This is a genomic window from Arsukibacterium sp. MJ3 (genome assembly GCF_000987765.1).
Taxonomy (GTDB): domain Bacteria; phylum Pseudomonadota; class Gammaproteobacteria; order Enterobacterales; family Alteromonadaceae; genus Alishewanella.
In genome coordinates this window covers 38070-52767 of the sequence record NZ_LAHP01000016.1, presented here as the reverse complement: position 1 = coordinate 52767, position 14698 = coordinate 38070, and the positions used below count along the sequence as shown (strand labels likewise).

At 48.7% G+C, this 14698-nt stretch carries 11 protein-coding genes; 6 read left to right on the top strand and 5 right to left on the bottom strand.

Annotated features, from left to right (window positions below):
- Positions 1–63: 63 nt before the first annotated feature.
- Entirely contained in the window at positions 64–2118 is a 2055-nt protein-coding gene (locus VT06_RS12375; RefSeq protein WP_046554626.1) for a M13 family metallopeptidase, read from the bottom strand.
- Between the two features lie 200 nt (positions 2119–2318).
- Between VT06_RS12375 and VT06_RS12370 the strand changes: the two genes are divergently transcribed.
- From VT06_RS12370 to VT06_RS12350, 5 genes are all read left to right on the top strand, one after another.
- Positions 2319–2732: a DUF350 domain-containing protein gene (locus VT06_RS12370; protein ID WP_046554625.1), complete on the top strand. Its 414-nt coding sequence runs from the start codon at positions 2319–2321 to the stop codon at positions 2730–2732.
- A 10-nt stretch (positions 2733–2742) separates the two neighbouring features.
- The gene (locus VT06_RS12365) at positions 2743–3354 is read left to right on the top strand and encodes a DUF1190 domain-containing protein (RefSeq protein ID WP_046554624.1); all 612 of its coding nucleotides are present in this window, start codon (positions 2743–2745) and stop codon (positions 3352–3354) included.
- A gap of 6 nt (positions 3355–3360) precedes the next feature.
- A complete protein-coding gene (locus tag VT06_RS12360; protein WP_046554623.1) occupies positions 3361–4509 on the top strand; it encodes a glutathionylspermidine synthase family protein in 1149 nt (382 codons plus the stop codon).
- Between the two features lie 202 nt (positions 4510–4711).
- Complete coding sequence (gene argA / locus VT06_RS12355) at positions 4712–6031, top strand: amino-acid N-acetyltransferase (protein WP_046554622.1); 1320 nt, start codon at positions 4712–4714, stop codon at positions 6029–6031.
- A 93-nt stretch (positions 6032–6124) separates the two neighbouring features.
- Positions 6125–8233, top strand: coding sequence for a DUF6351 family protein (locus VT06_RS12350; protein WP_235357422.1), 2109 nt, complete (start codon positions 6125–6127; stop codon positions 8231–8233).
- On the opposite strand, the gene VT06_RS12345 is transcribed toward VT06_RS12350, so the two are convergent.
- From VT06_RS12345 to VT06_RS12335, 3 genes are read right to left on the bottom strand one after another with little or no spacing between them, the layout of a single operon-like run.
- Entirely contained in the window at positions 8216–9283 is a 1068-nt protein-coding gene (locus VT06_RS12345; protein ID WP_046554620.1) for a glycerol-3-phosphate dehydrogenase/oxidase, read from the bottom strand. The genes VT06_RS12350 and VT06_RS12345 overlap by 18 nt on opposite strands.
- Before the next feature lie 44 nt (positions 9284–9327).
- On the bottom strand, positions 9328–10434 hold the full coding sequence (gene proB / locus VT06_RS12340; RefSeq protein ID WP_046554619.1) for a glutamate 5-kinase: 1107 nt from the start codon (positions 10432–10434) through the stop codon (positions 9328–9330).
- A gap of 56 nt (positions 10435–10490) precedes the next feature.
- Positions 10491–11009, bottom strand: a complete 519-nt coding sequence (locus VT06_RS12335) for a DUF4124 domain-containing protein (protein ID WP_052750256.1) — start codon at positions 11007–11009, stop codon at positions 10491–10493.
- 208 nt (positions 11010–11217) lie between these two features.
- Here VT06_RS12335 and VT06_RS12330 point away from each other — a divergent pair, with 208 nt between their 5' ends.
- Positions 11218–11850, top strand: coding sequence for an OmpA family protein (locus tag VT06_RS12330; RefSeq protein ID WP_046554618.1), 633 nt, complete (start codon positions 11218–11220; stop codon positions 11848–11850).
- A gap of 57 nt (positions 11851–11907) precedes the next feature.
- On the opposite strand, the gene VT06_RS12325 is transcribed toward VT06_RS12330, so the two are convergent.
- Positions 11908–14487 carry a TonB-dependent siderophore receptor gene (locus VT06_RS12325; protein ID WP_235357421.1) on the bottom strand — a complete coding sequence of 860 codons (2580 nt, stop codon included), beginning with the start codon at positions 14485–14487 and terminating at the stop codon, positions 11908–11910.
- Positions 14488–14698: the final 211 nt, after the last annotated feature.

Here is a 14698-nt window from a genome sequence, read left to right as displayed (position 1 = left end):
GCTTTTAAAGGAAGAACCAGACCAGCAGCGCTGGCCTGTCGTTCACAGCTAACTTAGCAGCTGCTACCAGATTTTTACCCGTACATCTTCTTCACGATACATGGCATCGCCTGGTTTTACCTCAAATGCCTGATAAAATTCCGGCATATTCGATAACACACCTAATACCCGGTACATGCCAGGTGAGTGTGGCCCGGTGATCACTTGCTGGCGCAACGCTTCGTCACGGAACTTAATGCGCCATACCTGCGCCCAGCCCATAAAAAACCGCTGCTCTGGGGTAAAACCGTCGATTGTCGCCGCTGGCTGGTCTTTAGTGGCATTTTGATAGGCTTTGTACGCTACCGTTAAACCGCCTAAATCGGCAATATTCTCACCCAGGCCTAAGGCACCTTGCAGCCGTAAGTCATCAATAGGATTAAAGTTACTGTACTGGTCGATCATCCGCTGCGCCCGCTCGCGGAACTGGCTCTCATCCTGGTTAGTCCACCAGTCACGCAGGTTACCATTACCGTCTGAACGGCGGCCCTGATCATCAAAACCATGCGTAAATTCATGGCCGATAACCCCACCTATAGCGCCGTAATTTACCGCATCATCGGCGGCTACATTAAAAAACGGTGGTTGCAAAATAGCGGCCGGAAAAACAATTTCGTTCATGGTAGAGCTATAATACGCATTCACCGTTTGTGGTGTCATGCCCCATTCGTCGCGATTCACCGGCTGGCCCAGGCGGTTGATCATTCGCTGATATTCACATTCGCCACTGCGTTGCAGGTTACCAATTAAGTCGTCAGCAACAATAGTTAAGCACTGATAATCACGCCAGACATCCGGATAACCAATTTTGGTATTAAATTGTGCCAGCTTAGCCTGTGCTTCTACTTTTGTTTGCGGGCTCATCCATTCCAGTTCGTTAATGGCCTCTTTAAACGCCAGCCGCAGGTTTTCAATCATTTCATCCATGCGTTCTTTCGCGGCGGGCTGAAAATGCCGCTCAACATACTTTTTTCCGACCATAAATCCCAGGTTGCTTTCCACGGTGCTAACTGCCCGTTTTTCACGTGAGCGTTGCTGCTGCAAACCACTTAAGGTACGGCCATAAAAATCGAAACTGGCATTAGCAAAAGGCTCGCTTAAATTACTGGCATTGGCTCGCAATAAATGAAATTTTAAATACTGTTGCCACTGTGCCAGCGGCACCTCGGCCTGAATTTTAGCAAAGGCAGTAAAATAACTGGGTTGGCGAACCACAATATGTTCTATATCGTTCAGCTTGGCCGCGGTTAAAAAGCCTGGCCAGTCAAAACCCGGCGCCAGTTCGGCTAACTCAGCTTTGCTTAACTTGTTATAAGTGGCGTTGCGATCCCTATTTTGAATACGGCTCCACTGCGCTTCGGCCAGCCGGGTTTCAATAGCCAGTACGTTGGCTGCGGCCTGTTTGGCGTTATCCCAACCCGCCAGTTGCCACAATGTTTCAATAAAGCTGGCGTATTGCGCCATCAGTACTTTGCTGCGCTCATCGTCTTTTAAGTAATAGTCACGGTCGGGCATACCAAGGCCTGCCTGGCTGGCACCAGTAATATACTGATCAGACTGCCGCTGATCCTGGCCAACATAAAGTGCTAGCGGTGTGCCAACCCGAAACTGTTGGTTTTCACCCCAATACCGGCTTAAGTCTGCTGCATTATTTAAATTATCAATACGGGCAATTTCACCACGCAGCGGGTTTAAGCCTAATACGTTAATTAATTCTTCATTAAGATAAGAGCGATATAAGTCAGCCATTTTTTGGCCATCAGTGCCCTTTGCATGCGCGGTTGCCGCAAGTTCCTGAATAATCGCCAGCACTTGCTTATCTGCGTTTTCGCGCAGTTCATCAAAGCTACCCCAGCGTGCTTTGTCGGCCGGAATATCGGTGCTGCTTAACCAGTTGCCATTAACATAACGGAAAAAATCTTGCTGCGGCGCTACCGTGGTGTCCATATTGGTTGGGCTAATGCCTGAGCTAAGTTGTGGTTGCTGCTGCACGGTGTTGCTGCCGGTCGGTTGGCTGCTACAAGCAGCTAAGCCTAGCGATAGCGCCACACCTAATGCTAGGGCGGATACTTTATTCATAGTAATTCCTTCAGTGACTACTGCTATTATTTTATTAACGTTTGAGTGTAAAAGCTCTGCCCCGGTTGTAAAGCGGTGCAGGTTAGCTCGCTGCCAGGCTGCGACAAAAAGCAAAACAAATAACGTTAAAGCGGTTTTACTTGAATTACGCCGGCTTTTTGCGCAGGATCAGCACTGGCTCTTAATCGCAGGAACACCTTATGTTAAACACCGCGCTTTCATCCTTAGCTGGAATACCGTCTTTTTTAGCTTATTTCGCTTTAGCAGTGCTATTGCTAGTGCTATTTATCCGGATTTACACCTGGGTTACGCCGCATGATGAATTTGCTCTAATCCGCGCCAATAACCCGGCTGCCGCTATTGCTTTTGCCGGTGCATTAATTGGTTTTTCCTGGCCACTAAGTAGCGCTATTACCCACTCACTGTCGTTACTCGATTGTGCAATTTGGGGCGCAGTAGCATTAGTAGTGCAAATACTAACCTTTTTAATCAGTAGCATTGCCTTAAAACAGTTACCGAAACGTATTACAGAAGGTGAATTGGCTGCCGGCTTATTTTCAGCAGGCTGTTCCATTACCATTGGTATGTTAAATGCCGCTTGCATGAGTTATTAAGGAGCACCGCATGAAGTTATCTAACAGCAAACGCAGCCAGAAAGCCGCCTTAATTTTTATGTTACCAGCAGCCGGTCTGGTATTAGGCGGCTGCGCCGAGAAACAAGTTCAGGCTCAGGTATTCAGTACCCCAGACGAATGTACTGCTTTTTATAACCCGCCAGCACAGTGTCAGGCCGCCTTTGCCGAAGCCGAGCAATTGCATCCTCAGGTTGCGCCACGTTATGCCAATAAGCAGGAATGTGAAACTGATTTTGGCAGCGGCCAGTGTGAAACCGCACCGCAGAGTAATCAGCAAGGCAGCTTTTTTATGCCGATGATGATGGGCTTTATGGCCGGCCAAATGTTAAACCGTGGCGGCTTAGCACCAGGTGGTGGCCAACAAGCCAGCCAGCAAGCTACTGCCAGTGGCCGCAATAGCGTACCCACCCAACCGTTGTATAAATCACGGGACGATCGCAATACCTTTCGTACTGCCAGCAATACTGCCGTAGCCAGCCAACCGGGTACTACTAACATTCGGCCTTCTGCAGTGCAGCCAAAAGCGGCATCATTAGCCCGGCGTGGAGGTTTTGGCGCTCAGGCTACCCAGCGCAGCGCAACTCGTAGCTATGGAGGCTAAGCAACAATGAAACGGCACAGTATTGAACCCAGGCCCGGCTGGCAGGATTTTGCAAAAAGTGTTGGCTTTGGTTTTCATACCATAGATAACGAGCCTTACTGGGATGAAAGTGCTTATTATCAATTCAGTCTGCAGCAAATTGAACAGCAGCTGGAAGCGCCGACTGAAGAACTGCACCAAATGGCGATAGATTTGGTGCCAGACATTTTGGCTAACGAGCAATACCTGCAACAACTGGCCATTCCTGAGCGTTTTTGGGATTTTATTGCCGCCAGTTGGCGCAATGGCGAGCCACACCTTTATGGCCGTATGGATTTTAGCTACGATGGCAACAGCCCGGCCAAATTGCTAGAGCTGAATTACGACACGCCAACTTCATTATTTGAAACCGGCTTTTTCCAATGGGTGTGGCTGGAAGACCAGCTAATGCGTGGCCAACTGCCAACAGGCGCCGATCAATTTAATTCGCTGCAAGACAAACTGGAGCAAGCCTTTGCCCAGCTGCCCCTGGCCCGGCCATTTTACTTTAGCAGCGTTACCAACAGTGTTGAAGATAAAGGCACGGTTGATTACCTGATGGATATTGCCCTGCAAGCTGGCCTAGATTGTCGCTATATTCAGCTGGAGCAACTTGGTGATATCGATGGCCAGCTGGTCGATATGGACGGTTTCCCCATTAACGGCCTGTTTAAGTTGTATCCATGGGAGTTTATGCTGCAGGAAGATTTTGCCAGCACCATTTTAACCAGTAAAACTCAGTGGCTGGAACCCAGTTGGAAGTTGTTGTTATCGAACAAAGGTATTTTACCGCTGCTATGGCAAAAGCATCAGGGACACCCGAATTTGCTGCCGGCTTTTTTTGACGATAAGCAACCGATTACTGCCGGCTGGGTTAAAAAGCCGCTGTTCTCGCGTGAAGGAGCCAATATTGAATTGGTAACCAGCAGTGGTCAGCGTTTAACCGAAGACGGCCCCTACACCGACAATGGCTTTATTCGTCAGGCCTTGGCACCACTGCCTAAGTTTGGTGATAACTACACCTTAATTGGCAGCTGGGTCGTCGGCGATAGCGCTGCTGGCATTTGTATTCGTGAAGACAACAGCCTGATCACCAAAGACAGCTCACGCTTTTTACCGCATATTATTGTTGATTAACATAACCATAAAAAAGGGTCAGAGTGATTTTAGCGCTGCTACACACTGCCAAAGCGGCATAAATATGCTTAAAAGTTGGATATAAACCCATAAACCGCTTAAAATGCCGACTTTACTGCAGCTAAAGTTGGCGTTTTGCCATATGGCTGCCATCTTTATACCTTACAACGTTACCAATATCGCAAAAGGAAGCCTTTAATCCGTGCGCACTACTGAACTTGTATCCGGTTTTCGCCAATCAGCACCTTATGTTAATGCCCACCGAGGTAAAACCTTTGTGGTGATGTTAGGTGGCGAAGCTATTGCTCAAACTGGCTTTCGCAGCATTATTAATGACGTTGCCCTGCTAAATAGCCTGGGTATTAAAATTGTGCTGGTGTATGGCGCCAGGCCACAAATTAATCAGGCATTAGTTTTGGCGGGGTTGGAACCTACCTATCACAACAGGGTACGGGTAACCGATGATGACTCTTTTCGTTTAATTAAGCAGGTAGCCGGTGCCTTACAGCTGGATATTACCGCGCGTTTATCGATGAGCTTAAGCAACACCCCAATGCAGGGTGCACAAATTAACGTAGTAAGCGGTAACTTTGTTATTGCCCAGCCGCTTGGCGTAGATGAAGGCATAGATTATCACCATAGCGGCAAAGTGCGGCGTATAGATGTAAGCGGTATCCGCCGCCAGTTAGATAACAATGGCATAGTATTAATGGGGCCGATAGCCGCCTCGGTTACCGGCGAAAGCTTTAACTTAACCGCCGAAGATATTGCCACCCAAGTGGCCATTAAGCTTAAAGCTGACAAAATGATTGGCTTTAGTGAAGTGGGTGGTATAACCGATGAAATTGGCGATATTATTGCGGAGTTGATGCCCAACGAAGCGGAAAAAACCTTACAGACGCTAGCACAAAATAATGCGGCCTGCCCCGGTACGCTGGCGTTTTTGCATGCGGCTATTACGGCCACCCGTGGCGGCGTGCCACGGTGCCACCTGGTAAGTTACGATGAAGACGGTGCCTTACTGCAAGAGCTGTTCTCGCGCGATGGTATTGGTACCCAAATAGTAACGGAGTCGGCCGAGAAACTGCGCCGGGCAACGATAAGAGATATTGGCGGTATTTTAGATTTAATCCGGCCGTTAGAACAACAAGGGCTGCTGGTGCGTCGCTCGCGTGAACAGCTGGAAATGGAAATTGATTATTTTACCTTAATTGAACGCGACGGCCTGGTAATTGGCTGCGCCGCGTTATACCCGTTTGTTGATGACAACGTGGGTGAGTTTGCCTGCTTAGCGGTACACCCCGATTATCGCGATGCCGATCGGGGCTACCTGTTGCTAAAGCATATTATTCAGCAGGCCCGCCAGCGCCGCTATGAAAAAGTGTTTGCACTGACCACCCGCAGTATTCACTGGTTTTTAGAGCAAGGCTTTGAACTGGTTACCGTTGATGATTTACCCAGCCAGAAAAAGCAGCTGTATAACTATCAACGTCGCTCAAAAATTCTGGCGATTACCTTGTAAACAGCCAGTTTTCACGCGTTTTCACTGTAAATACCAGGTCTGTTAGCTAAGCTTACTTAACCATAACTGATAGCTGAGTAGGCGATGCTCTTTTTGTTTAAACGTTATAAAGCGCTTAGCCTGGCGATGCTAATAAGCGTTATGCTGTTTTTACTATACCTTAGCAGCCTAAACCCGGGCCAGCGCTGGCGTGAACCTAACCCGATACAGGATATAGCACCGCAGCAAGCCGGACCTATGTTGCAGGTAAGCTCGCACATTCGTTACAGCCCCCGCCCGCCGGACCCCTATCCCTACCCTATACCGCTGGGCCAGCCCGGCCCGGTTATGCCGTTATACAGCGGCGGCCTCAGTTATCCGTTGTATTGTGACTTCAGCCAGCAACAGCTGCCACCGCCGCTCGTCGACAACCAACAAGGCTATGGGGTGGCGGTTCAACAGTACGGTAAAACGCTGGGGTACAGCAAAGACTGCCTGCATCCGGCCGGGCTGCAGTATTTTTATATTTCGGCTGATGGCACCATCAGCCGCTATCAGCAGCAATCGCTTACCGCCGATGAGTTGCTGGTGAGGTTGGAACTGGGCACAATTAATCGGTTTTTCTATTACCTGCTGATGCCAGTGCAACCAACCGATATCACTGAGCGCAATAGTACAGCACTGTGGAATGGCAAACTGATTTATCAGTTTCACGGTGGCGTAGGCATTGGTTACCGCCAGGGTTATTTGCGATTGGAACGGTTGATCAGCGAGCGGCTACCCCAGCTACGGCAGGGTTTCGCCATCGCCAGTGCCAGCATTAATAAAACCAGCTTTGGATATAACTTTTTGTTAGCTGAAGATACTGCCAACCGGGTAAAACGCCAGTTTGTCAGCCTGTACGGTCAGCCACGCTACACCCTTGGGATCGGCGGCTCAGGTGGTGGCATAGCGCAATATTTACTGCTGCAGAACAGCCCCGATCTGCTTGACGGTGGTATAGCGCTCTACAGTTATCCGGATATGTTAAGCCAAACCCTGTATGCGCTGGATTGCGATTTGCTGCACAACTTTTACCACTTTACAGCGCCCGACAAAGCCCGCTGGCAGGATCTGCAGCAGCGCCAGTTGCTGGAAGGCCTGAGTGTTTCTACTGAGTACCCGCTGAAATTTGCTCTGCAAGTGGTGCTGGCCCAACTAGGCGCAGGGGTTTGGCCAAGCTTACCGCGCGGCGCGACGCAGTGTCACAATGCCTGGCTTGGCTTGTCGTCACTAATTCACAACCCCCATCAGGGTAAGCTGAAACGGCTGACTACAGATCCATTACTGACACAGGTAAACTGGAGTTACTGGGGAAGTATGGCCGATATATACGGCCGCGATAGCCAAGGTTTTGGGCATAGCCTGTGGGATAACTTTGGTGTGCAATACGGCCTGACAGCATTAACCACAGGCCAACTCACGGCCGAAGAATTTATTGCCCTTAATGCCGCCATCGGTAGCTGGCGGCCACAACCTGAAATGCAACCAGAGCAAATAAACTACCTGCCATTTGCGGGTACCCCGATATGGCGCAGTGCCTTTGGCCGGCAAAATATTATCAGCAGCACCAGCGCTGCCCCAGCAGCACGTTATCGTGCAAATAGTTTAGCGATTGCCCAGGCCTATCGTTATGGCCAACTGTTTTTGGGGATGACTGATAAACCGATCATTGACCTGCGGCATTATTTGGATCCTGAACTAGATATGCATCATCTGGAACCGTCTTTTGCCGCACGTCAGCGTTTAATCCTTCGCAACGGAGATGCCAATAACCAGTTAATCTGGGTCAGCCACCCCGACTATACGCCACTGGACGAGGCCATTGAAATAATGGATTTGTGGCTGAGTCATGCAGAAAAACCGACGCAGGCGGTTGACCAGTGTTTTAAGGCAGATGGTAGCCTCATCGCGAAAGGAAATGACGTTTGGCAAGACAATGGCCATTGCACTGCCCGTTATCCACCATTAAGTAACAGTCGGCTGCAGGCGGGCGCACCGGCCCATGGCTTAATGTTTAGTTGTGCCTTAATTAGCGCCGATCAGGCAATTGCCAGGGGTAGCTACCTGCCGGTTGATATGCAACCCTATGCTGAGCAGCTGCAAACGACGTTCCCCCAGGGGGTCTGTGATTACACCATGCCGGACCAGGCATTGCCGGAAGATTTAGCTTTTCCCTACTGATTGACTAACCTGCTTGCCCAGTGCCCTGGCCGTAGTCCATTTACCGCCAGATACCGTTAATAACTGACCTTGCCAGCTTAGCTGATATTCGCGGCTGGCTTTGCTAGCATTGGCGGTACCGCCCAGTAGCGGCCGTACACCAGAAAAACTGGCTAATACCGTAGTCTTGTCAGCACCCGGTTGGAAGTAGTGATTATATACCGCTAACAAATAATCACGCTCCGCTGCTGAGCAGGTAATAGTTTCATCCAGTTGCTGGCGCACCTCGGTGGTACCCAGCAGCGTATTACCCTGATACGGTAACACAAACACAATACGCGCTTCGCCCGGTACTTCCAGCATATGGCCATAGCGACTGATCGACGGCAGCAGCAAGTGACTGCCCCGTACTAAATCCAGTGGTTGTTGTGCTAAGCCTGATTGCTTTAATAACTGCTGGCTCCAAGGCCCGGCAACATTTATTACCCGCTCAAATTGTTGCCAACCACTGGCTAATAGTACTTTGCCTTCGGTCGTTACCTGCTGCACCGGGCTGTGTTCAATGATCTTTACTCCGGCCTTGCTGCATTGCTCAGCCATCCATAAACCCAATTTCTGATCGTCCATCTGGCCATCAAAAAACAGGTAAGCACCGCTTAACCCTTCGGCTTTTAGTTGCGGTGAGCAACGCAACGCCTGTTTAGCCGTTAACCAACGGTGGCGGCCAATGCCTTTGCGCCCGGCAAAGGTATCGTATAGCCACAAACCTATTTTTAACTGCCAGCGGGCACGGCGGGAGTCGGGGTAAAACGGGTAAAGAATAGGCAGACGTCGGGTTAATTGTGGCGCTTTTTTTAGCCACCAGCGCCGCTCTTGCAATGCTTCATGTACTAAGCGAAACTCGCCTTGCTCTAAATAGCGTAAACCACCATGCAGTAGCTTAGAAGACGCGCTACTGGTAGCCTGCATTAGCTTGTCGCGTTCAAACAAAGTTACCTGATGGCCAGCCAAGGCTAGTTGCCAGGCACTGGATAAGCCATTAATGCCGCCCCCTACTATTGCCAGTTTCATCAACATTCCTTAACCGTTTGTAGTGTGCGAGTTGCACCTTAAGGTTAGCTCAGTAACACTAAATCGTTGCGATGCACCACTTCTTCACTCGGGCAATAGCCTAGCACGGCATCGATTTGCTTACTGTGCAGCCCTTTAATTTTTGATAACTCGTGTGCGCTGTACTGGCTTATCCCTTTAGCCAGCGGCTTTTGCGCCGCGTTAACTATCAGCACGGCATCACCTTTCTCAAAATGGCCGCTACTGGCAACAATACCACTGGCTAACAGTGAAGCACCTTTGCTTTGGAGCGCAGCACTGGCGCCAACGTCTATTTGCACCACTCCTTGCTGGGTTAAGGTATTTAACAACCAATGCTTTTTGGCACTACGCCGGTCTTGCTGGCGAACAAAATAAGTACCCACCGCGGTACCGCTCAGTAAACGCTCGAAACTGGCCGCATCCTGACCATTTATGATCAGCGTATCAATACCCGCTTTGGTCGCTTTATCAGCAGCTTGAATTTTAGTTAGCATACCACCAGTACCTATGGCATGGTGGCTGCCACCCGCCATAGCATAAATAGCGTTGGTGATCTCGGCCACTTCAGCAAGATGCCGGGCGCCAGGTTCTAACCGCGGATTAGCAGTATATAGACCATCAATGTCAGAGCAAATTAGCAGTACATCCGCATCGACCACTATGGCCACCAAAGCCGCTAAGTTGTCATTGTCGCCCACTCGTAGTTCGGCGGTGGCCACACTGTCATTTTCATTAACGATAGGTAACACTTGGTTAGCCAGTAAGGTACGCAGGGTATTGTCGATATTCAGATAACGGCGTCGGTCTTGCAGATCAGCATGAGTCAGTAAAATTTGGGCGCAGTTAAAATCAAATAACTGGCTCCAACTGGCCATCATGCGGCTTTGGCCAACAGCTGCCATGGCTTGTTTAATATTGATGGGCAGCGGCTGCTGCTTAGCGATAATAGCATTGCGCCCTGCCGCTACGCTACCAGAGGATACTAATACTACCTCTTTACCTGCCAGGCGACATTCGGCAATAAAACGGGCAATGGTAAGCAAATAACGGGTAGAGCAACCTTGTGCGGTTGGCGCAATTAAGGCACTGCCCACTTTAATAACGATACGACGCCAGGACACAAAGGCCATAATACACTCCCGCTGATTATTGCCAGCAGCTTAAGGTTTGGGCGTCTATATGTCTATTAGTTTTTAGTACTGACCACAGTAATGTCGCATTCACCTGCAGTCAGGTGAGTAAAGCTGCCATAGGCGGCAATAACCAGTTCCTGTTCGGTATGTCGCCTGACATGCCAGTTAACCTGGCCGCTGCCAAAAGCCGGATGATCAATTACAAATTGACCAGTACGTTGACGAATATTATAGTTAAAAGTGTCTTGCCGCTGGCCTTGCTGAATATGCTGGGTCATTTCATGCTTATCGAAGATCCAGGTTCTACTTAACGCCTCATCCCGATACACCGTACCGCCCAGCACTTTAGACTTCCCCAGTTCACACCAGCTACCATTTAACAGCGCCATCGGTTCATTAATCGTCTGCTCGCCAAACAGCATGTCAATGCGTGCCTCGTTACCCGAGATGCAGGCGGCGCCCTGAAACACTACGCTGCCATCTGCTGCCGTACATTTAAACACACTGGCACTGACTACCTGACTAAACCCTAAAAAAAATAACAAACAAAAACAACGAATTATAATTATCATTAGACAAGCCCTGGTTGTTTTTCAATTGCGAGCAACACTTGTACTGCCCAAAACCAGCTTACCTTACCCAAAAAAACTGCGAAAGGGAATTCTATTCACATTAAATCTACATCAAAGCATGGCTCATTACCGTTAATATAATGCTTAAGTTCAGCAGTAATTCAGAGAGCAGTGCTAAGCTGTACTTATCTTAATAAGGGAATACATTATGAAATTAACGTCTTTTGCTGTTGCTACACTTGCTGCCAGCCTTGTTTTAGCAGGCTGTGCCAATCAATCTAACACTACACGTGGCGCCGCCATTGGCGCGGTAGCTGGTGCCATTGCTGGCAAAGCCACCGGCAACAATAAAGATAAGCGGTTGATTATTGGTGCCGCAGTCGGCGCTTTAGCCGGTGCCGCCGTTGGTAGTTATATGGATAATCAAGAAAAAGCCTTAAACGAAGAATTGAGCGGCACCGGAGTAAAAGTAATCCGTGATGGCGATAAGTTACGCCTAGATATTCCGGCCCAGCTTACCTTTGATATCAACCGCTCTGATATCAAGCCCAACCTGTTTCCAGCATTCAATGATATTGCCAAAGTGCTGCGCGACTATCCGAAAACCATGCTGGTTATAGCCGGCCACACTGATGATACCGGGCCTTATCAATATAATATGAACTTATCAATGGCGCGGGCTGATGCGGTAAAAAACTATCTGATGGCGCAAAACGTGCAATCAATCCGATTAGAAACTCAGGGCTATGGCCCTAATTACCCAGCAGTAGCCAACACCTCTGAGGCTAACCGTGCGCAAAATCGCCGGGTAGAAATTCATATTGAACCTGTTGTGGAATAACCACCTGCCACAAATAGAAACAGCGCCAAAAGGCGCTGTTTCTATTTGTGCCTTCAGTTAAAAACGATAGCTCACTTTACCGTATACATATTGACCACGTGGGTTATGCACCCGTGACGCATAACCATAAAGATCGCTATCACCATCGCCAATCGCAAATGGCGGATCTTCATCCAGCGCATTATTCATGCCGAGCACCAACTGCGTTTTATCATTCAGACTATAACGCAGCTGAACATCCAATAACATTTGGGCACTAATAGCCCGAGTACTGGTGTTTTCTACTTCGCTTGGCGGCGCATAATCTTCAAACTCGCCAATATAGCTCAAGCTGGTTACTACGCCCCAATCACCATAATTCCAATCAGCAGCGGCCAACCAACGGTGTTGTGGATAGTTATACTCGCCAGCGTAATCAATACCATTTTTCTCAAATTTATTGATATAAGACCAATCCAGGTTAAGCCTTACTTGCCCCATATCCTGTAACGACAGCAGATATGAAGTAGACAGATCCAAGCCGGTTGCTTCCTGCGAGCTAATATTTACATAGCTGTTAAACAAGCGGGAAAATTCGCCCAATGTTTGGCCTGGTAACGGCGCTAGGCGCTGACAAATGGTACTGTTCTGATTATTACACTCGGCGTTATAAACATTTTGATAATCGTTTTTATCAATTTTGTTGTCCTGAGTGATACTCCAGATATCCATGGTGACATCAAATTCATCGCTAACCTGCCACACGGCACCCAGGTTAAAGGTTTCTGATTCTTCTGGTTGCAAGCCTTCACTGCCTTCAAATACGATGGTGTAGTCGGTTGCAGCACAAGCTGGGTTGGCGGTATCAGGCGTTGGACAACGAAAGGTATCGGTAAAAAAAACCGACTCTTGCGACGGCCCCAGGCCAATTTGGGCCAGTGATGGTGCTCTAAAACCCTGACCAAATGAAGCGCGCAGGGTAAAGTTATCCAGTGGCCGCCATTTCATCGTAAACTGCGGGTTGGTAGTAGAACCAAAATCGCTATAATTATCGTAACGCCCGGCTACCGTGAACTCCAGCTCATCAGATAATGGCACTAAAAACTCAACATAGGCCGCATACTGATCGCGCTTAGCTTGCGCTGACACCGATTCTGTACCGAAAATTAAACCGCGCTGAAACTGGTCATCTGGCTGGTCAAAAGCATCTTCTTCCCGGTATTCAACACCGGCTGCCATCGATACCACTTGCTCACCTAAGGCGAAGGCTTCACCGCTGATGCTGGCATCGTATGCAGTAATATGCGATTCACCACGGCGCACCAATGAAGTGGTAATAGCGTCAATAACCTCTGGCGAGTTAATAACACCACCAAACGGATTATAATTACCTAAATTAATTTGTTGTTGTAAAAAGTCAGTGCGGACCCAGCCTTGCTGTTTACTGCCGGTTTGCATCGATTCGCTGCGACCTTTTTGTGCAGCAATATCCCAGTCCCAGTCTTGTAACTGGCCGCGTAAACCTACTACTATTCGCATTGAATCAGATTCGATATCCCAGGTGCGCGGGCCGGCATCTACGGTACGAAAACGATTTATCGCAATATCTTCACCAAAAGGGTTATATGGATGCGACGCGGGAACGGTTAAGCCAGCATCACGATCCAGCGGTGTAGGGGCACCTGCGGCCTGCGAGCTGTTATGCTGCACCGCCAATTCAACGTACCCTTGCAAACCCGGCGTAAATTGCTGACTACCTTGAAAAATTGCCCCAACACGTTCTGCTGCAGGCACCACCATACCAAAAGGACCATAGTCAAACACACAGGTTTGGCCAAATGCACGGTCTGTTGGGCATCCCGGATCAATCCGCGTTTGACCATTAACAATAAAATTGCCAGGAAAACCACGCGACGAACGTAAATCCATACCACCATAGGGAGCCTGGTTGGCCGTTCCAAAGCGGCCCATCTCTGCACCAGTTATAACGGTATTTTTAAAGTAATCCAGAATTAATGTGGCGTTAGCATCATCGGTATCGGTACCCCAAACCAAACTTGCCGACGTTTCATCGTAAGACGGGCCCGTAGTGCCGCCATGACTGACACTTAACTCAGCGCCATCAAAGTCTTTACGCATTATAATATTCACGACACCGGCAACGGCATCTGAGCCGTACACTGCCGAAGCACCGTCTTTTAATATTTCAATTCGCTCAATAGCCGCCACGGGTATCGAGTTAATATCGACAAACGAGTTAGCAATATTTTCAGCAAAGGCACTCACCGCCACCCGACGACCGTTAATTAACACCAAGGTGGCGTCAGATCCGAAGCCGCGCAAACTGATAGCTGCACCACCGTTAGCCGTTGAATCCTGGTTATTGCCGCGGGTAGAAAAAGTACCGGTTCCTGCAACTGGCGTGCGCTCTAACAGTTGCTGTAAATTTGAAAAGCCAGACTTAGCAATTTCATCACGGCTAATGATATCAATTGGCGATGCACCTTCCATATCATTCCGTTTAATACGAGACCCGGTTACTTCAATTCTTTCAAGCTGCTGTGTGGTCGCTTGATCTGCATTTTGCTGGGCCGCACTAAAATTGCTATAACCAAGCGAACTAACCGCCAGCGCACAAAGTGAATATTTAAATGACATGTTCATATGCTTCCTTTTTGTTATTTGCGTTGTCATTAACTGCTTAAACTGCGAACAATTATTAGCATATAAATTTATAAATTAACATAAGGATATTTAATTAACTCATCAGTTAATTTGGAGCCATTTCTTAACATTTGCTGGCACAAAAAAGCCCCGCATGCGGGGCTGACAGGTTTCTAAAGTAGGGTTAAATGTTAATATCGACTAT

Coding starts and splice junctions, on each gene's coding strand:
- proB (WP_046554619.1), bottom strand. CDS start 10,434: ATGGCCTTTGTGTCCTGGCGTCGTATCGTTATTAAAGTGGGCAGTGCC.
- VT06_RS12345 (WP_046554620.1), bottom strand. CDS start 9,283: ATGAAACTGGCAATAGTAGGGGGCGGCATTAATGGCTTATCCAGTGCC.
- VT06_RS12375 (WP_046554626.1), bottom strand. CDS start 2,118: ATGAATAAAGTATCCGCCCTAGCATTAGGTGTGGCGCTATCGCTAGGC.
- VT06_RS12330 (WP_046554618.1), top strand. CDS start 11,218: ATGAAATTAACGTCTTTTGCTGTTGCTACACTTGCTGCCAGCCTTGTT.
- VT06_RS12365 (WP_046554624.1), top strand. CDS start 2,743: ATGAAGTTATCTAACAGCAAACGCAGCCAGAAAGCCGCCTTAATTTTT.
- VT06_RS12370 (WP_046554625.1), top strand. CDS start 2,319: ATGTTAAACACCGCGCTTTCATCCTTAGCTGGAATACCGTCTTTTTTA.
- VT06_RS12360 (WP_046554623.1), top strand. CDS start 3,361: ATGAAACGGCACAGTATTGAACCCAGGCCCGGCTGGCAGGATTTTGCA.
- VT06_RS12325 (WP_235357421.1), bottom strand. CDS start 14,487: ATGTCATTTAAATATTCACTTTGTGCGCTGGCGGTTAGTTCGCTTGGT.
- VT06_RS12335 (WP_052750256.1), bottom strand. CDS start 11,009: ATGATAATTATAATTCGTTGTTTTTGTTTGTTATTTTTTTTAGGGTTT.